Raw genomic sequence first — 24836 nt, forward strand, 5'->3', positions numbered from 1 at the left:
CAATCGGAGAGCGTGACGTTGCAGATCTGCAACGAATCCCCAGGTAAACGCCCAGCGTGAAGCGCATTTTCACAACCCGGTCAGGGCCCTGCTGAGCAGCGGGCCGAGCCCACGCCCCGACGGTCAGGAAGCCGCGGAGTCCGCCGGTGACCCGTCCAGGTCCTCGGCGTCGACTATGCGGTAGGCGTAACCCTGCTCGGCCAGGAACCGCTGCCGGTGCGCCGCGAAGTCCTGGTCGACGGTGTCCCGCGCGACCACCGCGTAGAAGTGCGCGGTGCGCCCGTCCGCCTTGGGCCGCATGATGCGCCCGAGGCGCTGCGCCTCCTCCTGCCGCGACCCGAAGGAACCCGACACCTGGATCGCCACCGAGGCCTCCGGCAGGTCCACCGAGTAGTTGGCGACCTTGCTCACCACGAGGCGCGAGATCTCGCCCTCGCGGAACGCCCCGAACAGCCGCTGCCGCTCCTTGTTGGTGGTCGCGCCCGTGATGATCGGCGCGTCGAGGTGCTCGGCCAGCTCCTCGAGCTGGTCGATGTACTGCCCGATGATGAGCACCTGGTCGTCGGGGTGGCGCGCCACGATCTGCTCCACCACCTTCTTCTTGCCCGACGCCGACGCGGCGAGCCGGTACTTGTCCTCCATCTCGGCGGTCGCATAGGTCATGCGCTCGCTCTCCGGGAGCGTGAGGCGCACCTCCACGCAGTCGGCGGGCGCGATGTAGCCCTGCGCCTCGATGTCCTTCCACGGCGCGTCGAACCGCTTGGGCCCGATGAGGCTGAACACCTCGTCCTCGCGGCCGTCCTCGCGCACCAGGGTCGCGGTGAGGCCGAGCCGGCGCCGGGCCTGGAGGTCCGCCGTCATCCGGAAGACCGGGGCCGGCAGCAGGTGGACCTCGTCGTACAGGACCAGGCCCCAGTCGCGGGCGTCCAGCAGCTCGAGGTGCGTGTAGACGCCCTTCCGCTTGGTCGTCAGCACCTGGTAGGTCGCGATGGTGACCGGCTTGATCTCCTTGCGGGCGCCGGAGTACTCGCCGATCTCGTCCTCGGTGAGGCTCGTGCGCCGCACCAGCTCGTCGCGCCACTGGCGCGCGCTCACGGTGTTGGTCACCAGGATCAGCGTCGTCGTCCCGGACTTCGCCATGGCGCCCGCGCCGACGATCGTCTTGCCGGCGCCGCAGGGCAGCACCACGACGCCCGAGCCGCCGTGCCAGAACCCGTCGACGGCCTGCGCCTGGTAGGGCCGCATCTCCCACGGCTTGGCCTGCTCGTGCTCCGTGCGCGGCTTGGTGACCGGGCTGAGCTGGATCGGGTGCTTCTCGCCGTCGACGTAGCCCGCGAGGTCCTCGGCGGGCCAGCCGAGCTTGAGCAGCACCTGCTTGAGGTGGCCGCGCTCGGAGGGGTGCACCAGGACGGTGGACTCGTCGAGCCGCTCGCCGACCAGGCCGGCCGTGCGCCGTGACTTCAGCACCTCCGCGAGGACCGCCCGGTCGGTGGTGCGCAGCACCAGGCCGTGGGCCGGGTCCTGCGACAGCACGAGGCGCCCGTAGCGGGCCATCGTCTCGGCGACGTCGACCAGCAGCGCGTGCGGCACCGGGTAGCGGCTGAACTCGAGGAGCGTGCTCACCACCTGCTCCGCGTCGTGGCCGGCGGCGCGCGCGTTCCACAGGCCCAGCGCCGTCAGGCGGTAGGTGTGCACGTGCTCGGGCGCGCGCTCCAGCTCGGCGAACGGCGCGATCGAGCGCCGCGCCCTCTCGGCGTCCGGGTGGTCGACCTCCAGCAGGAGCGTCTTGTCGCTCTGCACGATCAACGGGCCGTCGGGCATGGGGGTCTCCCTCAGTTCTACGGCGTGGACGACGTCGGCAGGACCGACGCGATGCGGTGGACGGCGATCGTCAGCTCGGCCTCTCGATCCGGGTCGAGAGCACGGAGCCGCCCGCCGTCGAGGTTCAGGGGTTTCAGCTCGCGGCGCTCCAGCCGGCCGGTGTGGCCGGCCACCTCGACGATCACCGTGGTGCCGTCGCGGAGCGCGTCGCGCAGAAGTGCCAACCCGTCAGCGGGGTGCTGTGTTCCCGCGTCCTCCTCCAGGGCCCCCGCGTCGACGTCCGCGGCGGACGTCACCGGGCGGTCCAGGGACGGTGCGTCGGCAGCCGCGAGCGGCTCCAGCGCACCCGGCCGCGGCCGGTCCGCCGGCGGCTCCGGCCGAGGCGGCACGGCGCTGACGACGCGGTACCCGCGCAGCGGGATGCCGCTGCCGGACGTCGAGACCGAGCGGGCGACGTCCGCGGCGTCGGCCCGGGCCCGGGCGCCCGCGCGCGCCGCTTCCTCCACGGCGCGCAGGTCGGCGACCAGCGCCTCCGGGTCGGGGGTGCGGTCGACGACCTCGGCCGGGGCGCTCGTACCCATCCGGATGGCGGCCGCCGAGCGGGGGGCCGGCATCGCCCGGCCGGTCACGCCCCGGCGGGCGACGAGCACGCGCCCGTCCGGCCCCTCGAGCGCCGAGACCAGGCCGCGCTTCCGCAGCGCCTCGTGCAGCGCCGCCGCGGGGACGGACGCCGCGAGCACGGTCGGCGCGAGCCGCACCAGGCCGAGGCCCACGAGCGTCGGGTCGTGCTCGAGGCCGGCGAGCACCGTCGCGTCGGCGGCCCGCAGGTAGGACGATGCGGTACCCACCCGCACCGCGCCGTGCCGCCGCGCGGTGTCCCGGACCAGGTACTCCAGGGGCTGCGGGACCGGCACCGGCGACCGGTGGGCGAGCTCGTCGAGCATGCCGTCGGCGGTCTCGCCCTGGTCGAGTGCGCGCGTGACGGACGCCGGGCTGAACCGCACGGTGGTCGCGGCGCCCCGCGACTCGATGTCCGTCGACCGTTCCAGCAGCCGCGCGAGCCCGCGCGACGGGCGGCCGGGGACTATCCCCGTCAGGTCGCCCTGGAGCAGGATCTCGTCCACCTCGTGGGGCAGGACGGCGCGCAGCGCCTCCGCGGGATCGCCCGCCGACCTGTCAGACGTACGGGTCACCCGGGTGACCTGTGGGTCTGACACGTCGGTGAGCAGCGCGCGGCCCGGCGTCGAGAGCGCGCCGGCCCCCGTCACGCCCAGCCACTCGGCCTCGGTCAGCAGACCTTCGACGGCGGTCGCGGGCGGCACGGAGCGCGGCGTGTGCCAGGTCAGCACCTCGACCACGTCCTCGGGTGCGGGCGCGAGGACGGTGCCGCCGGCCGGCTCGGCCGCGAGCACGCCCAGCACGCCGTTGCGCAGCCGGGGCACCCACGGCCGTTGCAGGTCCGGCGACAGCGGCGCCCGGAGCGCCCCCTTGTCGTCGCGGGAGCCCACGAGCCACGGTGCCCGGCGGGAGGCCAGCCAGGCCTCGACGAGCCGCGCCCAGCGGGCGGCGTCGTCCAGGTCGTCCCAGTCGGTGACGGTCGGCACGTACGACGGCGGCGCCTCGCCGTCGTCCCGGACGAGGCCGGCCAGCGCGGCGACCTCCACCACGAACGCCGTGGCCCGCTCGTCCGTCTCCAGCTGGGCGGCGACCCTGCGCAGGTCGCGCACGCCCAGGCCGCCTGCGCGGAGGACCGACGGCGGGCTCTCGTCCCACGACTGCCGGAGCAGCCGCACACGCCGGACGAGCTCGAGCGCCGCGCTCGCGGCCTCGGCGTCGGCGGTCGCGGTCGGTACCGCCCGGCCCCGCGGCTCGGGCGGCAGGGTGCGCGGCTCACGATGCGTGTGCCCGTCGCGGAGCGCGAGCCCGACCAGGCGCGGCAGCACGACGTGCCTGGCGTCCGACCGGACCAGCAGGTGCTCGGTGACCAGCCAGTTCACGGCGTCCCGCGGCCGGGTGCCCGCGGGCGGCACGACGCCGACCGGGGGACCCCACGCGAGCGCGTCGAGGATCGCCCGGGCGCCGGGCGGCGCCTCGGTGAGGAGTGCGCCCAGCGCCGCCGCTGTCCCGGTCCGGCCGGCGGCCGGCCCGAGCGCGTGGCCCACCGCCTCGGTCAGCCCGGCCGGTACGGGGTCGAGGTGCGGCCCCAGCCCCGCGGGGTTCGGGCCGAGCAGCTCGTCGAGGCCCGGCACCGTGCGCAGGTCGAGCGTCGTGCCGTACTCGCCGCCCGCGTCCCAGAGCAGTGCCTGCTCGACGGCGCGGCGGACGGCCGCGTCGACCCGGGGTCCGTCCTCCGCCGACCCGCCGAGCGCCCAGGTGACGACCTCGGCGCTGAGCGGCCCGGCGAGCGGCGACCCGGCGGAGCTCTCCTCCGGCGGGCCGGACGGCGGGCGGAAGACGGGCTCGAGGGCGAGCACCGCCTCCAGCACCTGCAGCGTCAGGGCGTCGGAGCGGGCGAGTGCGCGCTCGAGAGAGGTGCGGCTGGAGGCGCGTGCCGCGAGCGAGCGCAGCGTGGAGGGAGAGGGTGCGGCTAGATCAGGACGGGCGCGCAGGAGCGCGGCGAGCGCGGTGTCCGAGCGCTGCCGGAGGTCGTCGGCGAAGTGCCGCGTGGCCGCCGCCGGCGCTGCGGGGAGCGAGGAGGCCATCCTGACGATGCTACGCGGGTTTCCGGGCCTGGAGTTCGGCCGGTCCACGCCCGGGGCCGCCTCAGACCTGCGCCGTGCGGCGGCAGACCTCCTCCCACGGCGTCGGGGTGATGCCGAAGCGGGCGCGGGCGGCGGTGTCGTCCAGGACGTACGGGCGCTCCCACTGGTAGATGATCTCGCGCATCTCCCGCATGAACGGGGAGACCAGGGCGGTGGCGCCGAGAGCGGCGCCGCGCAGGGAGGAGACCTTCACCGGCGGCTTGCCGACGCTCGCCAGGACGTCGGTGAGCGCCTGCGCCTGGGTCCGTGGCGCGTTGCTCGGGACGTGCCAGACCCTGCCGTGGGCGCCCTGGTCCTCGGCGGCGGCGACCAGGGTGCGGGCCGCGTCCGCGACGTCGGTGAAGGTGTGGGGCAGGTCGGTGCGGCCCATCATCACGGCGCGCTTGCCGTGCAGCGCGGTGGGCACCTGGCGCGAGATGTGGCCGTTGCCGCCGACGCCGCGCCCCATGTAGTCGGAGCCGCGGATCTCGACGGCGCGCAGCCGCCCGGCGTCGTGCGCGGCCTTGGCGTCCGCCCACATCCGGGCGCGGAGGCGGCCCTTGTGGTCGGTCGCGGCGTCGGGCAGGTCCTCGGAGAGCGGGACGTCGACGGGGCCGTACGGGTAGAGCGTGCCGGTGATCGCGTAGACGGCGCCGGAGCGCTCCGCGGCCGACAGGAGGGACGCGGCGAGCGAGGGCCAGACGCGCTCCCACTGCGTGTAGTCCCCGGGGTTGGCGCAGTTGTAGAGGTAGTCGGTGCCGTCGGCGGCGCGGGACAGCGCGTCGGCGTCCGAGGCGTCGAGGGCGAGGTGCTCGACGCCGTCGATCCCGGTGCTGCGGCCCGAACGGCTCGCGACGGTGACGCGCGAACCGCGCTCGGCCAGCAGGGCGGCGACGTGGGTGCCGATGGGGCCCGCTCCGACGATGAGGTGGCGGTCAGTCATGATCATTGCTCCATTCTGAGAGCGGTGCTCTCGTTCCGTGTCGTAAGCGTGGCACGAGCGGGTGCACCTTGGCAAGAGCAGTGCTCGCGTTTGTGTGCGGTGATCCATCGGTGGCACCCTGGGCCCATGAGCCCGGCCCGAACCGCACGTGCCCTCGCCCGCGAGACGATCACCCGCGAGATCCTCGACTCGGCCCGCGCGCGGCTGACGACCGACGGCGCCGCCGGGTTGTCGCTGCGCGCCGTCGCCCGCGACGTCGAGATGGTCTCCTCGGCCGTCTACCGGTACTTCCCGAGCCGTGACGCGCTGCTCACCGCCCTGCTCATCGAGGCGTACGACGAGCTCGGCACCGCCGCCGAGGCCGCCGACGCCGGCGTCGCCGACCGTTCGGACGTCGTCGCGCGCTGGCTCGCCACCTTCCGCGCCGTCCGTACCTGGTGCGTCACGCACCCAGGGGAGTTCGGGCTGCTCTACGGCACGCCGGTGCCCGGCTACGCCGCCCCGCGCGACACTGTCGACCCGGCGACCCGGGTGGTCCGCGTACTCATCCGCATAGTGGGCGACGGCTACGCGGCCGGGGCGCGCCCGCCCGCGGTGCCGGGCGCCGTGGCCGACCCGGGGACCGTCGCGCCGGCGATCGCCTTCGTCACGCAGCACGGGCTCATCGAGAGCGCCGGCCCGGCGGACGGCGAGCTGCCGGAGACCGTCCGGCGCGCCGTCATGGCATGGACCGAGCTGTTCGGGGTGATCTCGTTCGAGCTGTTCGGGCACCAGGTGGGCTCGATCGCGGACCCCGAGGTATGGCTGGACGAGGTGGCGCTACGCCTCGCCGCGGACCTGGGCATCCAGGCCTGAAACCCGGCAAACGGCCCTCCGGGACGAGGCCCTGGGCAGGTCGCGCGGGCGAAGAGTGCCCAATGCATGCGACGCGGCACGGTTCCGCCCGGTAACCTGGTACTTCCGGTCCAGGTGGCGCGCTCAGCTCGCAGCAGCCAGGGCCGGTCCGGGCAGATCCCCGAGCAGTACCCGAGCAGTCAATGAGCAGTTCCGACAAGCACAGAAGAAGGTCGCAGTGCCCACCGGCAAGGTCAAGTGGTTCGACACCGACAAAGGCTTCGGTTTCATCGCCAACGAGGACGGAGGCGAGGTATTTCTGCACGCCTCCGCGCTGCCCGACGGCGTCGTCCCCAAGCCGGGCGCACGGGTGGACTTCGGGGTGGCCGACGGCCGCCGCGGTCCCCAGGCGCTCGCGGTCAAGGTGCTGGACGCCGCGCCGTCGGTCGCAAAGGCGAAGCGGAAGCCCGCCGACGACATGGCTGTGATCGTCGGCGATCTCACGCAGATGCTGGACCGCGTGGCCAACGACCTGCGCAAGGGGCATTATCCGAAGAACCCGGAGCTGCTCGCCAAGATGCTGCGCAAGGTCGCAGACGACTTCGACGCCTGAAACCACACGAGGTCCCGAGGAACATGGTCACGACCATCGCGCCCGCCATACGAACATTCACCAGGCGGATCGCCGCACGCTCGAGCCGAGACGCCGTGCTGAACGGTGCCGCGGAGCTCGCGCGCGCCGCCGCACAGGAGGTCGCCGAGCGACCGGAGGACGTCGGGGAGCACCTCGGCACCTTCTTCGAGGACGAGCGTGTGGTCTCCCACCGCTTCAACGCGACCATGCGGGGGTACCGCGGCTGGCACTGGACGGTCACCGTGACGCGCGTGCCGCGCGGCCGGGCCGCCACGATCAGCGAGGTCGAGCTGCTGCCCGGCGACGAGGCCATCCTCGCCCCGGCCTGGCTGCCGTGGTCCGAGCGGCTGCGCCCGGGCGACGTCGGCCCGGGTGACGTGCTGCCGTTCCGCGCCGACGACCCGCGGCTCGAGCCCGGGTACACCCCCACGGGTGACGCCGAGGTGGACGAGGTGGCGATCGACGAGCTGGCGCTCGCCCGCACCCGCGTGCTGTCCCCGGAGGGCAGGGCCGAGGCCGCCGAGCGCTGGTACCGCGGCACACGCGGCCCCACCACGGCGGGCGCCGTCGCGGCGGCGGCCGAGTGCATGAGCTGCGCGTTCCTCATCCCCCTGTCCGGTTCGATGGGGCAGCTCTTCGGGGTGTGCGCCAACGAGTGGTCGCCCGACGACGGCAAGGTCGTCTCGCTCGACCACGGCTGCGGCGCGCACTCGGAGACCGACGTCGAGGAGCACCCGACCGACTGGCCCGCGCCCGCGCCGCTGATCGACGAGCACGAGATCGAGCCTGTCTCGCGGGTCGAGCCCGGTTCGCGGGTCGAGCCTTCTTCGCGGGTCGAGCCTGTCGAGACGACCCCCGCCGAGGACGAACCCTCCGCGTGACCCGCGACCCCTTCGGCACCGGTGCGCTGCGGCGCGCGGTGACCGAGGCGTGGCATGCGTCGCCCACGCGCTTCCGCGAGGACGCGAACTCCGAGGAGGACCACGCCCGCGGCTACTACCGCGACCGGGTGGTGGTCGAGCTCGCGCAGAACGCCGCCGACGCCGCCGCACGCGCCGGGGTCCCCGGCCGGCTGACGTTCCGGCTGGAGCCGGACGCCGGCGGGGGCGGGCGGCTCGTCGCGGCCAACACAGGTGCGCCGCTCGACGCCGACGGCGTCGCGTCGCTGGCGTCGCTCCGCGCCTCCGCGAAGGTCTCGGCCGACGCCGATGCCGACGCCGCCGTCGATCCGGGCGCCGGCGAGGCGCTGCGTGCCGTGGGGCGGTTCGGCGTCGGGTTCGCCGCCGTCCGCTCGGTGTCCGACGACGTGGTCGTCCGCTCGCGCACCGGCGGCGTGCGGTTCTCGCTCTCGGGTACGCGCGCGGAGCTGGGGCTCGAGCAGGGCGTCGAGCAAGGTGCCGATCTCGCTCCCGGTGCTGCCGGTGAGGTAGGGCTCAGGGGCGAGGCCCGGTCCCGCGGCGACGCGCTGCCCGTGCTGCGGCTCCCGTTCCCCGCGCCAGCGACGACGCCGGACGAGCCGGACACCGTGGTCGAGCTCGTGCTGCGCGACGCCGACGCCGTGGCCGCCGTCCGCGCTCAGCTCGCAGCGCTCGACGACGCGCTCCTGCTCGCCCTGCCCGCGCTCGACGAGGTGGTCATCGAGGACGACTTCGCAGGTCAGCCGGGTTCTGAACCGCACGGTGCGACGCCGTCGCCGAGCCGCCGCGTGCTGCGCGACGTCGGTTCGCGGTGGCGCGTGCACCGCGCGTCCGGCGCGCTCGGGCCCGACGACAGCCTGCCGTCCGAGGCGCGCCGCCCGGACTGGTCGGTGCTCTGGGCGCTGCCCACCACGGGCGGACGCGCGGCAGAGGGCGCGGCGCTGCACGCGCCGACCCCCACCGACGTCCGGCTCACGTTCCCGGCCCTGCTCATCGCCTCGTTCCCCGTCGACCCCGGGCGGCGAGGTGTGCTCCCCGGCCCGACGTCGGACCGGGTGGCCGCCGAGGCCGGCCGCGCCTACGCCGCGTTCCTGGGCGAGCTCGGCGCCGAGCGCGAGGTCCTCGGCCTCGTGCCGACCGGGCTCCCCGCCGGCGAGGTCGACGCCGCGGTCCGCGCGTCGGCCGACGCGGCCCTGCGCGACACCCCGCTCCTCCGGCTGAGTGCGCCCGGCGCCCCGCCGCGCATCGCACCGAGGGGTGCGGCCTTCCTCGCCGGACCGCTCGGCGAGGACCCGGCTCTCGCCTCCGCGCTCGCCGCCGGTACCTCCGCAGCCCTGGTCACCGTGCCGGTGCGGCACCAGACGCTCGCGCGCTCGCTGGGTGCCGAGTCCGTCGGCCTCGCGGACGTGGTCGAGACGCTGCCGCCCGAACCCGGCGTGATCCGCGCGGCCCTCGACGCCATCGCCCCGCATGCCGGCGAGCCCACGGTGGTCGAGGCGGTCGCCGGGGCGCCGATCCCGCTCGCCGACGGCCGCGTGACCCGCGGCGCCCGCGGCACCGTGCTGCTCGACGCACCGCACCTCGCCGGGATCGCCCGCGCGCTCGGCGTCCGCGTGGTGCATCCGGACGTGGCGCATCCGCTGCTCGAACGGGCCGGCGCCGCCTCCACCACCCCGCAAGGGCTCCTCGCGGACCCGGCGGTCCGGTCGACGGCGCTCGCCGCCGCGGAGGTCGTGCTGGACGACGGCGACGCCGAACACCTCGGTGCGGTTCTGTCGGCGGCGTCCACGGCGGGCGGGTCGTCGTCCGACATGGCGCCGGACCTGGGCGTGCTCGACGACCCGACCGCGGCGGAGGTGGTCGTGGCGGTGCTCGAGCTGGTCCGGCTGGCGGCCGAGACCGGCTCGGCCGACCTCCCGTTCTGGCTGGGCGAGTTGCCGGTCGTGGCGGACGGCGACGTGGTGCCGTTGCGCGAGGCGGCACTGCCCGGCACGTGGGCGGCCGAGCACGTGGACCTCGCGCTGGTGCGGGACGACGTCGTCGAACACTGGGGGAGCGCCGCCCTCACCGCCGCCGGCGCCCGCGCCGAGCTGGTCGTCTACCGGGTCGCCGACGTCGTGGCCGCCGACGGTGACGACGCCGACTACGGGCCCGACGACCCCGCCGGATGGCTCTCCGACTGGGACGAGTACCTCGAGCACCTCGCGGACCAGCTCGGTCCGGGCGCGTGGATCGGCGACGTCGAGGCGGTCTCGGACCTCGACGCGCTGCGTGACCCGACGGACGCCGGACCCGGCCCGCTCGCCGCGGCGCTCGGCAGGGTGTCGGCCGACCCCGGCCTGCGCCGCACGCTCCTGACTCCCGTGCGTTCCCCGGACGCCCCCGACCGGCAGGCCGTGTCGTACACGGCGTGGTTCCTGCGACGTCGGGTCGGCGCGCCGTTCGCGCTCGGCGACACGCCCCTGCTGCCGCCCGCTCCGCCCGTGACCGCCGGGCTCGACGACGACGTCCTGGCCGCGCTCGGCGGGCTCCACAACCTGGCTGACCTGCCCGGACACGACTGGCCGGCCGTCCTGGAGCGGTTGCCCGAGTCGCAGACCGACGGGCGCCGGACCGTGCCCGCCGACGTCGCGCGCGCCGTCTGGGCCGGGCTGGCCGCGCTCGCCCGCGTCGACGACGCCCGGGCGATCACCCCGTCCCGGCTGCCCGCGCTGGGACCTGCCGGAGTCACCGTCGAGAGCGTCGACGACCTCGCGGTCGCCGCCTCGGCGCGCTGGGCCCAGCTCGGTCCGGTGGTCCCCGCCCCGGCCGACGTCGCCGAGGCGCTCGCCGAGCTGCTGGACCTCCCGTTCGAGGGCGACACCGGTATCGCCCCCGACGAGCCCGGCGAGGCGGTCGAGCTCGATCCGCGGGTGCGGGCGCTCGCGCCGGACGCGCCGTCGACCTGGCGGCGCCACGACGGGCTGACCGTCGAGGGAAAGAACGTCGCGTGGTGGGTGACTGAGACGCCGGGCGGCGTGGGCGGCGTCGGCGTCGCGCATGCCGCGTCGCCAGAGGGTCTGGCCCGAGCGCTGGCCGAGCTCACCGGCGTGGACCCGCTCCTCCTGGAGGCCGCGCTGCGCGACCCGGCACGCGCGGAGGAGCTGAGCGCGGAGCGCGTCTGGGAGTGATCAGCGGTGGCGGCGGGCCCAGAGGAGGCCCAGCCCGCCGAGCGCCATGCCCGTGCCGCAGATCCACACGGGTTCAAGGCCGCCCCGCCCGGTGAGGTGGAGGATCAGCGTCACGATCATCCCGATGGCGAACAGCACGATGCCCGCGCCGAAGACGCGGAAGAGATCGGCACGCGGAGCCGGCGGGCTGGGCCGGCGCTCCTCGGGATGAGCCAGCAGGGAGCGGATCGTTGGCACCTCGCCAGTCTACGGACAACTGTGCCGGTCAGGCGCGGAGCGCCGCCATCATCGGGGTCAGCGCGTCGAGGATCTGGTCGTAGCTGCGGCGATAGGTGTCGGCCGAGCGCCGGTAGGGGTCGATCACCTCGTCGTCGTGGTGCCGGCCGACGTGGTGAGGCCGTTCGAGGAGCGCGGCGGGTACGAGGGTGGCGAGCCGGGCGGCGTCGTCCTGGCCGAAGACGGTGCCCGGGGGCAGGGTGCTGGACAGCCGCCCCAGCTCGGCGACGGTGACGGTGCGGTGCACGGCGGACGGCACCGCCTCGACCACCCGGGTGCGGTGGTCCGGGGTGAGAGCGAGGACCAGGTCCGCCTGCTCGACGAGCTCCCTGGTCAGCTGCCGCGCGGCGAACCCGGTGGGCGGGAAGCCACCGGCGGTGAGGAGCTCTGCCATGGGTTCGGCGATCGGTTGGCCGACCAGCGCGTGCGTCCCGGCGCTGCTGACGGTGACGGACGAGTCGAGGACGCTGCGCAGCAGGGTCTCGACGGCGGGAGAGCGGCAGATGTTGCCCGTGCAGACGGCGAGCACGGTAAGCGACATAAGGGATACCCCTCTCGAAAAGTCTGTTAAGTCCGGCGCCATTCTAAGCATGCATTACTTTGCCTTGACCGGTTTGTCGCTGCTTCACGAGTTAAATCACCCCCTAATGCAGCCCCTGAAAGCCTGAGGGTGAATTCTGCCGTGCCCTCTTGACGGGTCGCAGGTAACGTGACGCGGATCGTGCGGACATAGCCATCAGGGGGTCTGGTGACACATCCTGGATGGGGCGACAAGTGGGCGGACGCACCGGTGTTCTCGCCTGCGAACAGCCCTGCTCAAAGTACGTGGACGGGAAGTACGCAGGTGGGCAATGGTGCCGACGAAGGCGCCAAGGTCCTGCCCCTCAGAAAGCCCGGGACGAACGATCTTTCCCCGCCGGGGGGCGGGGGTCTCGCCACGGTCACGAGAGTGCGTCCCGCGCCTCCCGCACCGGCGCCGTGGAAGAAGCCGCCGCTGCCCAGACGGGTGTACTGGACGCGGTCGCGGCGCCGGAGCCTGAAGATCGTCGTGCTGAGCCTCACCGGGCTGCTCGTCGCCCTCGCGGTCCTCATGGCCTGGGTGGCGTTCGACGCCGTGCGGGCCCGCGACTCGCTGGCCCAGGCCGCCCGCGGTGTCTCCACGCTGCAGGCCGATGCCGTCGCCGGACGCATCGAGAGCCTGGACACCACCGTGGCGCAGCTGCAGAACCATGCCGCCGACGCCCAGGCGGCGACGGCGGGCCCGCACTGGACGCTGGCAAGCAGGCTGCCCGGCGTCGGGCCGACGGTGGAAGCCGTGGCGACCATGGCCGCCGTGGTCGACCGCCTCGCGCAGGGTCCGCTCCCGCAGCTCGCCTCGGTCGTCGAGGTGGCCGACCCGGCGACCTTCGCGCCGCACGGCGGCCGCGTGGACCTCGCGCCCCTGGAAGGGGTGGCGCCGGACGTGCGGCGCGCCGACCAGTCCGTCGGGTACGCGCAGCAGCGCGTCGAGGACATCGACCGGTCGCCGATGCTGCCGCAGGTGTCCGCCGCCGTCTCCGACCTGGAGGGGCAGCTCGGCGACCTGCGCATGTCGACGGCGACGGCGGCCCGCGCGGCGCAGCTCATCCCGCCCATGCTGGGCGCCGACGGGCCCAGGGACTACCTCGTCCTGGTGCAGAACAACGCGGAACCACGGGCGCTGGGCGGAGTGGTCGGCACCGTGCTGGTGCTGCACGCCGACCGCGGCAGGATCGAGCTCACCGACCAGATGCACGCCAGCCAGGTGGGGTCCTACACGCCGCCGCCCGGCACGCTGACGGAGGGCGAGGAGGCGATGTTCGGCGACGCGGTCGGCGGCTGGATGCAGAACGTGACGTCGACGCCGGACTTCCCGCGGGCCGCCGAGATGGCTCGCGCGATGTGGGAGAGCGAGACGGGGCAGCTCGTGGACGGCGTGCTGTCCGTCGACCCCACCGCGCTGGCCGGGCTCCTGGAGGTCGACGGGTCCGCCCCGGACGGGGCCGGGGCGGGGCTGCTGGGCGAGGAGCTGGTGAGCTACCTCGTCAACGGCATCTACCTCACGGAGACGGCGGACAGCGCCGACCTGATCTTCGCCGACTTCGCGGAGTCGGCGTTCGAGTCGTTGTCCGAGGGCTCCGGTGAGCCCGGCGGGATGGTCGACGCCCTGGCGGCGGCAGCGCGGGAGGGCCGGCTGCTCCTGTGGTCGGCGCACCAGGGGGAGGCGCACCTGCTCGAGGGCACGGTCCTCGACGGCGGGCTGCGCGGGGTGAACGGCTCCCGGCCGGTGGTCGGCGTCTTCACCCAGGGCCTGCAGACGGCCAAGGTCGGCCACTACCTCGACACCGCGGTCGACGTCGTCGAGCGGGGTGCCAGGCCCGACGGGGCGCGGGAGCTCGAGGTGACCGTCGCCTACACGTCGCGCGTCGGTGAGCCCGGCGCGGGCTCGCCGCCGGACTACCTGGCCGGTCAGGACGCGAGCGAGCCGGGCCTGATCCGGCTCCGTTCGATCGTCTATGCGCCCGCGGGCGGCGCCGTTCTCGACGCGTCCGAGAACTCGGAGAAAACCGGGATCTCTCCGCAGCAGCACGACGGTCTGTCCAGGGCATTCGACGACATAGAAATTCACCCTGGCAAGACAGTTTCTGTGACCTATGCAATTATCACTGGGAAGCACCAGGACGGCGATGTCATTCTTCGTACGACACCGGGTACACGACCTGCTGAAGTGTCCGTCGGAAAGTGACGCCGACCGGCTGATCAAAAGTCACTATCCAGGGGACAGGGCAATGCTTCGACGCTTCATCAGTGCTTTGGTGATCGCCATGGTGGTCGTGCTGGCGCCGGCCGGAGCCGCGTATGCGGGCCCGGCGGGCGCCGACCACCGCGAGCAGCCGTGTGTCAGCACCGAGTGCGCGGACGGGCCGGGCGCCGGTGCGGGTACCGGCGGTGCGGGCGGCCGGATGGGCATCGCCGCCACCGGCCCGACGAGCTTCCCGTACCTCGCGATCGCCGGCGGGCTGGTCGTCGCCGGCGTGGCCGCGATCGTCGTCAGCCGGATCCGGACCCGGCAGAGCTGATCCAGCAGAGCTGGTCCTCCAGACTCACTGCACCAGCCTCGATGTACCTGTCCAGGGGGAGTGTGCCTTGACCGTCGAGAACCATCCGAAGGCCGCTGACGTCGATCGTGAAGCGGCCGCGCTCAAGGAGCTGGACGACGAGGCGGCACGGCTCGCCGCGTCGATGACCGCACCGGCGCCGCGCAAGGGCCCGGCCGCTCCGTGGCAGGAGATCGTCACCGATCGCGCGCTGTTCGTGGACATCGTGGCAGTGGTGGCCGCCGTGACCCTCGGCTACGTGCTCCGCTTCGACCGGCAGGTCCAGGTCGAGCTCTTCGAGCCGCGCGGCGGCCAGTACGTCCTCATCTCGGTGGCGCTCGCCGAGGCCTGGGTCATCGCGATAGGCCTCGCCGGCGCGCGCAGCCCGCGCATCCTGGGCTCGGGCCGCGAGGAGTACGTACGGGTCGCGCGAGGCTCCCTCGCGCTCTTCGGCCTCGCCGCGATCGTCTGCTACCTCGTCAAGTTCGACCTCGCCCGCTCGTACGTGGCCGTGACCCTGCCCGTCGGCCTGGTGCTCCTCGTCGTCGGACGGCGCGTGCTCGCCGCGCGGCTGCACGCCGAGCGCGCGCACGGCCGTTTCCAGCGCCGCACGCTGATCGTGGGCGGGCGGGACGCGGTGCTCGACCTCTGCCGCCGCGTGGACCGCGCGCACGAGGCGGGCTTCCTGGTGGTGGGCATCTGCATACCGGGCGGGGCCGGTGTCCCGTCGCCCGTCGACGGCGTCCCGGTGCTCGGCCGCGTCGAGGACGCCGCCGAGGCGGCCCGCACGATCGACGTCGACGTCGTCGCCGTGACGGCGTCCGACAGCGCGACCCCCGCGGCGCTCAAGCAGCTCGCGTGGGACCTCGAGGTCACGGGCGCCGAGCTCGTGGTCGTCCCCGCGCTGGCGGACGTCGCCGGTCCGCGGATGCTGATCACGCCGGTGGACGGCGTCCCGGTGGTGCAGGTCTCGCCGCCCGGCTACACCGGCCTCCAGCATGCGATGAAGCGTGTGTTCGACCTGGTCGTCGCGACGCTGATCGCGGCGGTGGTCGCCGTCCCGATGCTGCTCCTCGCGCTCTGCGTGCGGTTCACCAGCCCCGGGCCGGCCCTGTTCCGGCAGCAGCGGATCGGCCTGAACGGCAAGCCCTTCACGCTCTACAAGCTCCGGTCGATGCGGCAGGACGCCGAGGAGAGCCTCACCGACGTGCTCGACGGCGAGGTGGGCATCTACTACAAGCGCAAGGACGACCCGCGCGTCACCTCGCTCGGCCGGTTCCTGCGCAAGTACTCCCTCGACGAGTTCCCGCAGCTGCTGAACGTCATCAAGGGCGACATGAGCCTGGTCGGCCCCCGGCCGCAGGTCGCGCTCGAGGTGGCCCAGTACGACGACGCGCTGCGGCGCCGCCTGTTCGTCAAGCCGGGGCTGACGGGCCTGTGGCAGGTGAGCGGCCGCAACGACCTGACCATCGACCAGGGCACGCGGCTGGACCTCTACTACGTGGAGAACTGGAGCCTGCTCGGCGACATCGGAATCATGCTGCGGACCGCTCGCGAGGTGTTCGCGCCGAGCGGTGCCTACTGATCGCCCGGATGCGCGGCATTAAGCACGGCAATACGATTTAAAACTATTGCCGGTCGGTTGGTTCGCCGATTTCTTGGGGTGATAAGTGGGCATTTGTTTTGAGCGGGAAAGGGGAATGGTGCGTTCAACGAGCCGCAGGAGCAGGGGTGACGACCCCGCGGACGTCGAGACCGCCGTCGGCGTCCGGATCCGGGTGCTGCACGTGCTGCCCGCCCCGAACGGCACCACGCAGTACGTGGACCACATGATCGGCGGCGCACCGCCCGAGATCCAGATCCTCACGTTCTCGTGGCCGCGCGCGATCCTCGGCGCGTACGACGTGCTGCACGTCCACTGGCCCGAGTTCCTCGTGCGACAGCGGACGCCGGTCGGCCGGTTCGTCAAGGCGATCCTCGCCCACCTGCTCCTGCTGCGGCTCGACCTCATGGAGACGCCGGTGGTGCGCACCGCGCACAACGTCGCGCCGCACGAGTCGGGCGGCCGCCTGGAGCGGTCGTTCCTGGCGGCGCTCGACCGCCGGACGGTGCTGTGGATCAGGCTCAACCCGACGACGCCGCTGCCGCCCGGGGTGCGGAACGTGACCATCCCGCACGGCCACTACCGGTCCGTCTTCCCGCCCGACCCCGGCGCCCGGCCCGAGCCGGGGCGGCTGTTCCAGTTCGGCCTGATCCGCCGCTACAAGGGGATCGAACGGCTGCTCGACGTGTTCCGCGCGGTCAACGACCCGGCGATGCGCCTGACGATCGTCGGCAGGCCCGAGGACGCGGCGCTCGCGGACCACATCAGGACGGTCGCCGCGGCGGACCACCGGATAGCGGCCAGGCTGGAGTTCGTGCCCGACGACCTGCTGGCGCGCGAGGTGCGCCGCGCGGAGCTCGTGGTGCTGCCCTATCAGGAGATGCACAACTCGGGCGCCGCCCTGCTCGCGCTGTCCCTCGACCGGCCGGTGCTCGTGCCGCGCGGCGCCGCGACCGACGGGCTCGCCCGTGAGGTCGGGGAGGGCTGGGTCATCATGTACGACGGCGTGCTGCAGCCGGCCGACCTGCTGCGGGCGATGGCCGTCGCGCGGATGACCCGCGAGCGAGGGACCCGGCCCCACCTGGACGAGCGCGACTGGGAGCTGGTCGGCAGGCGCCACGCGGAGGCGTACCGCAAGGTAGTGCCGCATCTGGCCGACGGGCGCCTGTGAGCAGGACACCCGTGGGCACGGACCCGGCTCCGCTCGGCAGGCAGGCGGCCCGGGGCGGCGCCGTGACCATGGGCGGACAGCTGCTCAAGGTCGGCGTCCAGGCGGTCTCGATAGTCGTGCTCGCGCGGCTGCTGGCGCCGGAGGCCTTCGGCTACCTGGCGATGGTGCTCGCCCTGGTCGGCGTCGCCGAGACGGTACGGGACTTCGGGCTGGCCAACGCCGCCGTCCAGGCGAAGACGCTCTCCGACGCCGAGCGCGACAACCTCTTCTGGCTGAACACCCTGATCGGTGCGGTGCTCACGGGAGCAGGCATCGCGTGTGCGCCGCTGGTCGCGGCGTTCTACGGCCAGCCCGAGCTCGCGGACGTCACCCGCTGGGTGTCGCTCAGCTTCCTGCTGAACGCTGTGGCGACGCAGCACCGGGCGAGCCTCGTGCGCGGGATGCGTCTGGGCGCGGCCGCCGTCGCGGACGTCGCCGGGCCGGTCGCGGGGCTGTGCGTGGCGATCCTGGTCGCCGTCGCGGGCGGCGGCTACTGGGCCCTGGTGGCGCAGCAGCTCGTCGGTGCGTTCGTGATGTCGGCAGGGGTGGTCGCCGCCGGCCGGTGGGTCCCCGGCCTGCCGCGACGGGACGTCTCCGTGCGCCCGTTCGTGCGGTACGGCTCGAACCTGCTGGGTGCGCAGCTCCTCGGCTACGCCACCCGGAACATCGACACCGCGATCCTCGGCGTCCGCTTCGGCGCGGGCGTCGCGGGCCTCTACAGCCGCGTGTACCAGCTCATGGCCCTGCCCATCCGGCAGGCCACCTGGCCGGCCAACCGCGTGGCGCTCCCTGTGCTCTCCCGCGTCCACGACGATCCGGCGCGCTACCGCGAGTTCCTCCTGTTCGGTCAGACGATCCTGCTGCACACGATCGTCCCCGCACTGATGCTGGCGGCGGCGCTGGCCGGACCGGTCGTCGACGTGGTGCTCGGCGAGCGGTGGTCGTCGGCCGCCCCGGCCTTCGCGATCCTCGCGGTCGGCGGCGTGTTCGAGGCCGCGGGCTTCGCGCCGGGCTGGGTGTTCCAATCGGCGGGCCGGACCGGCGAGCTGCTGCGGTTCACGCTGGTGACCAGGCCCGTGGTGCTGCTCGCGATCGGCGGCGGCAGCTTCTTCGGCATGACGGGTGCCGCGCTCGGCTATGCGGTGTCGACGGCGGTGGTGTGGCCGCTGGGCCTGTGGTGGGTCGGCCGGGTCACCGAGGCGCCCGCGCGGGCGCTGTTCTGGAACGGCGTCCGGGCCTTCGTGAGCCACGGCGCCGGCGCCGCGGCCGCGGGGCTGGTCGCGAGCCGCCTGGCGGACCTGGGCTCGTGGCCCACCCTCGCGGTGGGCCTCCTCGTCTGGGCGGGCGCCGTCGCGGTGCAGGCCTTGCTGTGGCGCAGGCTCCGGACGGACCTGGGCGTGCTGCTGCGCGGCGCGCGCCTGCTCTCGCGGAAGGGGGCGGCCCGTGAGCCTTCCCGCACCTGAGACCTCCAGGAGACAGCACATGGACGCGGTACCCCGGACGACCCTGGTGTGGCTCGAGGGCGCGGCGGAGTCGGCAGCCGCCGGCGTGCACCTGGACGGGACGCTGAAGCGCCTCGCCGCGCTCGGTATCGAGCCCGACCGCGTGGTCGCCCGGCGTGGACGATCGGGTGGACGGCTCGCCCGCCTCGTCCGGCTGCTGGTCGACTCCGTGCGGCAGCCGCGGCACGGCCTCGTCGTCGTGCGCTGGCACCCGTTCGCGCTGCCGGCGCTGGTCGCGGCACGGCTGCGGGGCGGGGCCGCCGTCGTCTGCGCCCAGGGGGTGCTGGCCGAGGTGGAGGCGGTCCACCCGTGGGTCGGCCGCTCCCGCCTCATGCGGTGGTTGGCGCTGCGCCCGCTCGTCGTGGCGGACCGGGTGGTCGCGCCCTCCGCGGGCATCGCGCGCTGGGTGGTCGAGGTGACGGGCCGGCCCGCCCACGAGGTGACGGTCCTGGAGAACGGCGCCGACGTCGGCCTGTTCGCCGCCGCGCGACGGGCCCCTGAACAGCCGCCCTACTGCGTCTTCGTGGGAAACCTCGCGCCGTGGCAGGGAATCGGCGACCTCGTGGCCGCCGTCCGGCAGCCGGCCTGGCCGGACGGGCTGCGGCTCGTCGTGGTCGGCGACGGCGTCGAACGCGAGCGGGTCCTGGCCGCCCGGGCCGACGGCGTCGAGTGGCGAGGCACGCTCGACCGGGCGGACGTCGCACGCGTGCTGGGCGGGGCGACGCTCGCCCTCGCCACTCGTGGCGCCGTCACGGCGAGCGCGCGCGGCACCTCACCGTTCAAGGTGATCGAGGCAGCGGCCGCGGGCCTCCCGGTGGTGGCGACCGGCGTGCCAGGTCAGGCTGAGGTGGTGCGCGACCTCGGCAACGGCGTGGTGGTACCACCCGGCGACCCGGCAGCCCTCGCCGCGGCGGCGGCCCGGATCATGGCGGACGGCGGCTACCGCGACCGGCTGCGGCAGTCCGCCGTCGAGCGCGTCGCGGCCTACGACTGGACGGCGGGGAGCGACCTGCTCGGCGCGGTGATCGCCGCCGCCGCACGCGCCGTCGGCCGCCCCCGCTGGGGCCTGGGGCGCCCCACCGACTCGACGACGGAAGGCCTGGTCGAAACGCGATGACGCATGACACGACGAAGGACATGACGGACGAGACGACGGGGGACGCGGCGCGCGACACCGGACGGGTCGCCGACGACGCGCGGCCCCTCGGCCTGCTCGCCGACCTCGCTGCCAACCGGACGAGCGACGACCCGCGCCGCCCGGGCACCGCCGGGGTGCTGCCGACCGTCCTCACGCTGCGCTTCCTCGCGACGTTCCTGTACCGCGTCTCCGCACGAGCCGGCAGCTCCGTCCCCGTGCTCGGCTCGGTGCTCAAGCAGCTCAACCACGCCATCACCGGCGCGGACATCGCCTGGTCCGCACGCATCGGACCGGGGCTGGTGCTGTGGCACCCCACGGGCGTCGTCATCGGCCCCCGCGTGGTCGTCGGCCGCGACGCCCGCGTGCAGCAGGGCATCACGCTGGGCGCCGCCCGGTCACGGACGGGGAAGGAGGGCGACCCCGTGCTCGGCGACGGCGTCTACGTCGGCGCCGGTGCTCGCGTCCTCGGTCCGGTACGCGTCGGCGACCGGGCCCGGATCGGCGCCAACGCGGTGGTGCTCACCGACGTCCCGGACGACGCGTCCGCCGTCGGCGTCCCCGCTCGGATCATCGCCTGACGAGATCGGTCGTGCTCCGGCACTGACCCACGTCCACAAGGCTCAGGACGGCCGTAACCCCCGGGGGTTACGGCCGTCCTGAGCCTGGGGCCGTCGGATCAGTCCGTGAGCTCAGCGGCTTCCCGGACCGTTCTGGGTGCTCAGGGAGCCGTCCGAGAGCTGGACCGTCTGCAGCTTGCTCGTCGGGGCGAGGCCGGAGCCCGCGTCGTCGCTCCGGACCGGTGCCCAGACGGGTGCGATCCGGGGGATCCGCGGCACCGTGGACCGGCGCGGGGGGATGCCGTTCGTCGGTCCGCCGTCGGCAGTGGTGACCGAGGTGCGCTCCGTGGGCTGGGCGGACGGCCTGGTCCCCGCGGGCTGTGCCGGCTGGGCGACCGGGAGCGGCTCCGCCGTGCGCTCGGCCGGGGCGGGGTCCGCCGCCCGGGCGCCCGCCGCCGGCTCCTGGACCGGTGCCGGCCGCGCGGGCCGCATCACCTGCGCCGGCTGTGCCACGTGTGCCACCCGCGCCGGCTTCTTCCTGCCGGCCCCGCGGTTCTTCTTGCCGGGCTTGCCCGACTTGCCGCCGGTGTCCTCGGTGCGCGGCTGGTACTCGTAGCCGTAGCTCGCGCCGTAGGTGTCCGCGCTGCGGCCCACCTTGTTCAGGACTATCCCGAGCACCCGGGCGCTGACCGTCGACAGGTTCGCGAGCGACTGCCGCAGCTGTTCGCGGCGGATCTGGCCGGCGCCGGCCACCATGAGCACACCGCTGGTCATCCGGGCGATCAGCGCGGCGTCGGTGACGGGCAGCAGCGGCGGGGTGTCGATGATGACGTAGTCGAACTGCTCGCTCATCTCGTGGACCAGCCGGGCCATGGCCTTCGAGCCGACGAGCTCGGCGGGGTTCGGCGGCACGACGCCCGACGGCATGACGAACAGGCCCGCGGAGCCCCAGGGCTGGATGACGTCGTCGATCGTGGCCCGCTGGATGAGGAGGGTCGTGAGCCCCACCGAACCCTCCATGCCGAGGTACCCGGCGACCGAGGGGCGACGCAGGTCGGCATCGATCAGGAGGACCCTCGAGTCCGCGTCGGCGAGCGTGATGGCGAGGTTGATCGCGGACGTCGTCTTGCCCTCGTCCGGCACCGACGACGTGACGACGAAGGCCTGCGGGCCGCCGTCCAGGTCGAGGAACTGCAGGTTCGTCCGCAGCCTCCGGAACGCCTCGGACCGCGTGTGGTACGGGCTCGTCTGGACGACCAGCGGGTTCTTCTCCGCCTCGTCGTCCACGGGGATGGCACCGATGACCGCCGAGTCGGTGACGGCGCGCACGTCCTGCTCCGACCGCACCCGGGTGTCGGCGATCTCCCGCAGGACGGCGAGAGCGATCCCGACGGCCGAGCCGAGGAGGAAGCCCACGAAGATCATGACGGGGATGTTCGGGTAGCTCGCGGAGCCGGGCGGGGCGGCCTCGCGGACCATCTGCAGCTGGACCGGCGAGTCGACGGTCTGCTGCGGCGTCTCCAGCTCGTCGACGCGCTCCGCGAGGCTCTCGGCGACGGTGTTCGCGATCCGTGCGGCGACCGTCGGGTCGGCGTCGGTGGCGGTGATGTCGATCAGCACGGTGTCGGTCACCGGTGCGGCCTGGACCCGCGTGCCGAGCTCGCCGGCCGTCGTGCTCAGGCCCAGCTCCACGATCACCGGGTCGAGCACCTGGGGGCTCCGCACCAGGTTGGAGTACGACACCACGCGGCGCTGGACATAGCTGGTGCCCGTGGCCAGCTCGGACGTCGACTCCGCCCCGTGGAACGACACGAATACCTGCGAGGAAGTCGTGTACGCGGGCGTCCTGGTCAACGCGAACAGGCTGGCGAACATGATTCCGGCGAGCGCGACAGCGGCCACAGGAGCCCAGTGCTCACGGGTGATCCGGAGGTATTCGGTAACGTTCAAAGCGTTCCCCTGATGATGCACGATCGTTCGGTTTCGTCGGCCGAGAAGCGCGCCGATCTGCGTCCTGCCGATTTGCGTCCTACAGGGTCAGGCAGAGTTGCATATCGGGCTTAGTTCCCGCGCCTACCTGCGCTTCCGTTGGTAATCTAACGGACGTTCGGATGAACCGCGCCCGCAGGGATATATGTCCTTTTCGGGGTGGATTATGGCACGCAGCGGAGGGGCGCAGTTGCGAATTCTGCATGTCACGGACCGATATTCCGGCGGCGTAGGCCGTGCGATCGACCGCATTACGGAACTGGTTCCCGAGGCCGAACATCATCTGTTGTCCACCGGTATCGAGAGCATTGACGGCCGCGGTGTCTACCGCACCGCCGCCCGGCTTCCGGACGGGATATCGGCCCGGGTGCGGGCGGTCCGCCGGCTCATCGACGAGGTGGCGCCCGACGTCGTGCACGCGCACTCGAGCTGGGCCGGGCTGTACACGCGGCTGCGGAGGCTGCCGGTGCCCGTCGTCTACCAGCCGCACTGCTACTACTTCGAGCGGGCAGACCTCTCGGCGCCGGTGCGCGGCGCCGTCCGGGTCCTGGAGCGGGCGCTGGCAGCGAACGGCTCGGTGGTCGCCGCTGTGAGCCGCCGCGAGGAGAGCATCGCGCTGTCGATGGGTGTGCGGGACGTCGTGCGCATCCCCAACGCGCCCTCGTCGGCCGCGGTCCGGGAGGCCGGGGCCCGCTCCGGCGCGCCGGCCGGGGACCGCAGGACGGTGACGATGGTCGGCCGCGTGGTCGCCCAGAAGGATCCGCGCTTCTTCGCGGAGACGGCGCGGTACGCCTACCAGTCCGGCCTCGGGCTGTCCTTCCGCTGGCTGGGCGACGGTGACAAGGCGCTCGTGCGCGAGCTGCGGGACGCGGGTGTCGAGGTCACCGGCTGGCTCACCGCCGACGACGTCATGCGCGAGCTGGTGGCGTCCGACGTCTACCTGCACTGCGCCGCGTACGAGGGGTTCCCGATCAGCGTGCTCGACGCCGCCCGGGTAGGGCTGCCGACCGTGGTCCGCCGGATCCCGGCGTTCGAGGGGACCCGCCTCACCACTGCCCGGACCCCGGCAGAGGCCGCCTTCGCCGCCTACGCCGCCGTCGCGGACGTGGAACAGCGGCTCCGCATGATCGCGTCGGGCGACCGGCTCGTCGGCGAGATGGACGAGTCGGCCCTGCACGACGGCGTTGTCGAGGCGTATGCGAAGGCCACCGGAGGGGCGCTGGTGCCGTGACGGCCGGTGGGGCCGTGGACGTGCGCGAGGTCGACCCCGACCGCACCGTCAAGCAGGTGCTCGTGGCGCTGCTCCTGGTCGGCAGCGCCTGCTACGTGCTGCTGGGCAGCCCGTTCATCCCGGCCCGGTTCCTGTACGACAGCAAGAAGATCGCGACGATCGCAGGCGGCTACCAGGGCTACGACTCCGACAAGTCCTTCAGCACGGTGGGCGCGATCTACCGCGCGCTGGGCCTCGCCGACCAGCCGATGTGGGCGGCGATGCTGGGCTACGTGCTCTTCGTGGCCGTGCTGCTCCTCTCCCTGCGCGGGCGGATCGGCAACGCGGGCCTCATGTCGCTCGCGCTGATCGCGGGCGCGATCGTCCTCGCCGTCGTCTACGTGGGCACGTACTCCAAGGACGTGTTCGTGCTCCCGATCGCGCTGATCGCGCTGTGGCGACGCCGCGGGCTCTGGCCGGAGCTCGTCCTCGTCGGCGCCATGGCGTACTACGCCCACGAGTTCCGTGACTACTGGTACCTCGTCATCGGCGGCTACATCGGGTTCCGGGTGGTCATGGCGCGGGGGTTCTCCGTGCGCAGGATGATCGGCACCGCGCTGGCCGCGCTCGTCGTCCTCTCCGTCGTGTTCCAGAACTATCTGGGGGTCGAGCTCGACTTCTACCGGACGAAGGTCAACGAGGTCCGGATCGGCGACGTGGACACGCGCACCCTCATCGAGCCGTTCTTCGACCTGGAGGGCCCGGTCGGGAGCCTCCTCAACTCGGCGATAGTGCTCGTCACGTTCGCGGTGCCGCTACCGCTGTTCCTACGGCTCTCGCCGTACTACCTGGTGGTCGCGGCGTTCCTGCTGGTGCTGTGGTTCATGTTCGCCCGGGCGGTGCACCTGTCGTCCGCCGAGTCGCGGACCGACCCGCGCTGGGCGCGGCTCGTGGCGCTGGTCCTGAGCCTGACCGTCGTGCAGAGCGTGTTCGAGCCCGACTACGGGTCGTACGTGCGGCACCTGACGCCGATGCTGCCGCTGATGCTGGCGGTCATCCTGTGGCGGCCGCGGACCTTTGGTGGGCTGGACACTCCGGCGTCCGGTACCTCCGTGGAGGTTCCGGACGACGACGTCGAAGCCGACGTCCGGGCCGCCATCCGATAGAGCCGCCCT

General features: G+C 73.7%; 19 protein-coding genes. 13 read left to right on the plus strand and 6 right to left on the minus strand.

What is annotated here, in order from left to right:
- Nucleotides 1-123: 123 nt before the first annotated feature.
- The 3 genes from ACNYC2_RS01495 to ACNYC2_RS01505 all read right to left on the minus strand — a co-directional run bounded on the left by ACNYC2_RS01495 (nucleotide 124) and on the right by ACNYC2_RS01505 (nucleotide 5505).
- Nucleotides 124-1821, minus strand: a complete 1698-nt coding sequence (locus tag ACNYC2_RS01495) for a DNA repair helicase XPB (protein ID WP_419705355.1) — start codon at nucleotides 1819-1821, stop codon at nucleotides 124-126.
- Nucleotides 1822-1838: 17 nt separating this feature from the next.
- Complete coding sequence (locus ACNYC2_RS01500) at nucleotides 1839-4523, minus strand: helicase-associated domain-containing protein (RefSeq protein ID WP_419705356.1); 2685 nt, start codon at nucleotides 4521-4523, stop codon at nucleotides 1839-1841.
- Nucleotides 4524-4584: 61 nt separating this feature from the next.
- On the minus strand, nucleotides 4585-5505 hold the full coding sequence (locus ACNYC2_RS01505) for an NAD-dependent epimerase/dehydratase family protein (RefSeq protein ID WP_419705357.1): 921 nt from the start codon (nucleotides 5503-5505) through the stop codon (nucleotides 4585-4587).
- 126 nt (nucleotides 5506-5631) lie between these two features.
- Between ACNYC2_RS01505 and ACNYC2_RS01510 the strand changes: the two genes are divergently transcribed.
- The 4 genes from ACNYC2_RS01510 to ACNYC2_RS01525 all read left to right on the plus strand — a co-directional run bounded on the left by ACNYC2_RS01510 (nucleotide 5632) and on the right by ACNYC2_RS01525 (nucleotide 11060).
- Nucleotides 5632-6360: a TetR/AcrR family transcriptional regulator gene (locus ACNYC2_RS01510; protein ID WP_419705358.1), complete on the plus strand. Its 729-nt coding sequence runs from the start codon at nucleotides 5632-5634 to the stop codon at nucleotides 6358-6360.
- A 217-nt stretch (nucleotides 6361-6577) separates the two neighbouring features.
- A complete protein-coding gene (locus ACNYC2_RS01515) occupies nucleotides 6578-6952 on the plus strand; it encodes a cold-shock protein (protein ID WP_116676985.1) in 375 nt (124 codons plus the stop codon).
- 23 nt (nucleotides 6953-6975) lie between these two features.
- Nucleotides 6976-7854 carry a DUF3027 domain-containing protein gene (locus tag ACNYC2_RS01520; RefSeq protein WP_419705359.1) on the plus strand — a complete coding sequence of 293 codons (879 nt, stop codon included), beginning with the start codon at nucleotides 6976-6978 and terminating at the stop codon, nucleotides 7852-7854.
- On the plus strand, nucleotides 7851-11060 hold the full coding sequence (locus ACNYC2_RS01525) for a sacsin N-terminal ATP-binding-like domain-containing protein (protein ID WP_419705360.1): 3210 nt from the start codon (nucleotides 7851-7853) through the stop codon (nucleotides 11058-11060). The genes ACNYC2_RS01520 and ACNYC2_RS01525 overlap by 4 nt, the downstream gene beginning before the upstream one ends.
- Here the strand turns inward: ACNYC2_RS01525 and ACNYC2_RS01530 are convergent, their stop codons facing one another.
- Entirely contained in the window at nucleotides 11061-11297 is a 237-nt protein-coding gene (locus ACNYC2_RS01530; protein ID WP_419705361.1) for a DUF2530 domain-containing protein, read from the minus strand.
- A 28-nt stretch (nucleotides 11298-11325) separates the two neighbouring features.
- The gene (locus tag ACNYC2_RS01535) at nucleotides 11326-11877 is read right to left on the minus strand and encodes a low molecular weight phosphatase family protein (protein ID WP_419705362.1); all 552 of its coding nucleotides are present in this window, start codon (nucleotides 11875-11877) and stop codon (nucleotides 11326-11328) included.
- Between the two features lie 408 nt (nucleotides 11878-12285).
- On the opposite strand from ACNYC2_RS01535, the gene ACNYC2_RS01540 reads away from it, so the two are divergent.
- The 7 genes from ACNYC2_RS01540 (at nucleotide 12286) to ACNYC2_RS01570 (ending at nucleotide 20483) form a co-directional block, all read left to right on the plus strand.
- Nucleotides 12286-14100 (plus strand): DUF4012 domain-containing protein, encoded by a 1815-nt coding sequence (locus ACNYC2_RS01540; RefSeq protein ID WP_419705363.1) that lies wholly within the window; start codon nucleotides 12286-12288, stop codon nucleotides 14098-14100.
- 43 nt (nucleotides 14101-14143) lie between these two features.
- On the plus strand, nucleotides 14144-14434 hold the full coding sequence (locus tag ACNYC2_RS01545) for a hypothetical protein (RefSeq protein WP_419705364.1): 291 nt from the start codon (nucleotides 14144-14146) through the stop codon (nucleotides 14432-14434).
- Nucleotides 14435-14501: 67 nt separating this feature from the next.
- Complete coding sequence (locus ACNYC2_RS01550; protein WP_419705365.1) at nucleotides 14502-16037, plus strand: sugar transferase; 1536 nt, start codon at nucleotides 14502-14504, stop codon at nucleotides 16035-16037.
- A 115-nt stretch (nucleotides 16038-16152) separates the two neighbouring features.
- On the plus strand, nucleotides 16153-17226 hold the full coding sequence (locus ACNYC2_RS01555) for a glycosyltransferase (RefSeq protein ID WP_419705366.1): 1074 nt from the start codon (nucleotides 16153-16155) through the stop codon (nucleotides 17224-17226).
- The gene (locus ACNYC2_RS01560; protein ID WP_419705367.1) at nucleotides 17223-18728 is read left to right on the plus strand and encodes a lipopolysaccharide biosynthesis protein; all 1506 of its coding nucleotides are present in this window, start codon (nucleotides 17223-17225) and stop codon (nucleotides 18726-18728) included. The genes ACNYC2_RS01555 and ACNYC2_RS01560 overlap by 4 nt, the downstream gene beginning before the upstream one ends.
- Before the next feature lie 19 nt (nucleotides 18729-18747).
- A complete protein-coding gene (locus tag ACNYC2_RS01565) occupies nucleotides 18748-19884 on the plus strand; it encodes a glycosyltransferase family 4 protein (protein ID WP_419705368.1) in 1137 nt (378 codons plus the stop codon).
- Nucleotides 19881-20483: a serine O-acetyltransferase gene (locus ACNYC2_RS01570; RefSeq protein ID WP_419705369.1), complete on the plus strand. Its 603-nt coding sequence runs from the start codon at nucleotides 19881-19883 to the stop codon at nucleotides 20481-20483. The genes ACNYC2_RS01565 and ACNYC2_RS01570 overlap by 4 nt, the downstream gene beginning before the upstream one ends.
- Nucleotides 20484-20594: 111 nt before the next feature.
- On the opposite strand, the gene ACNYC2_RS01575 is transcribed toward ACNYC2_RS01570, so the two are convergent.
- Nucleotides 20595-22412: a polysaccharide biosynthesis tyrosine autokinase gene (locus tag ACNYC2_RS01575; protein ID WP_419705370.1), complete on the minus strand. Its 1818-nt coding sequence runs from the start codon at nucleotides 22410-22412 to the stop codon at nucleotides 20595-20597.
- A 325-nt stretch (nucleotides 22413-22737) separates the two neighbouring features.
- On the opposite strand from ACNYC2_RS01575, the gene ACNYC2_RS01580 reads away from it, so the two are divergent.
- Together ACNYC2_RS01580 and ACNYC2_RS01585 are read left to right on the plus strand one after the other, a co-directional pair.
- Nucleotides 22738-23682, plus strand: coding sequence for a glycosyltransferase (locus tag ACNYC2_RS01580; RefSeq protein WP_419705371.1), 945 nt, complete (start codon nucleotides 22738-22740; stop codon nucleotides 23680-23682).
- On the plus strand, nucleotides 23679-24827 hold the full coding sequence (locus ACNYC2_RS01585; RefSeq protein ID WP_419705372.1) for a hypothetical protein: 1149 nt from the start codon (nucleotides 23679-23681) through the stop codon (nucleotides 24825-24827). The genes ACNYC2_RS01580 and ACNYC2_RS01585 overlap by 4 nt, the downstream gene beginning before the upstream one ends.
- The last annotated feature ends 9 nt before the right edge of the window (nucleotides 24828-24836 follow it).

The organism is Promicromonospora sp. NFX87 (assembly GCF_048564965.1).
In the GTDB taxonomy this organism is placed as follows: Bacteria; Actinomycetota; Actinomycetes; order Actinomycetales; family Cellulomonadaceae; genus Promicromonospora.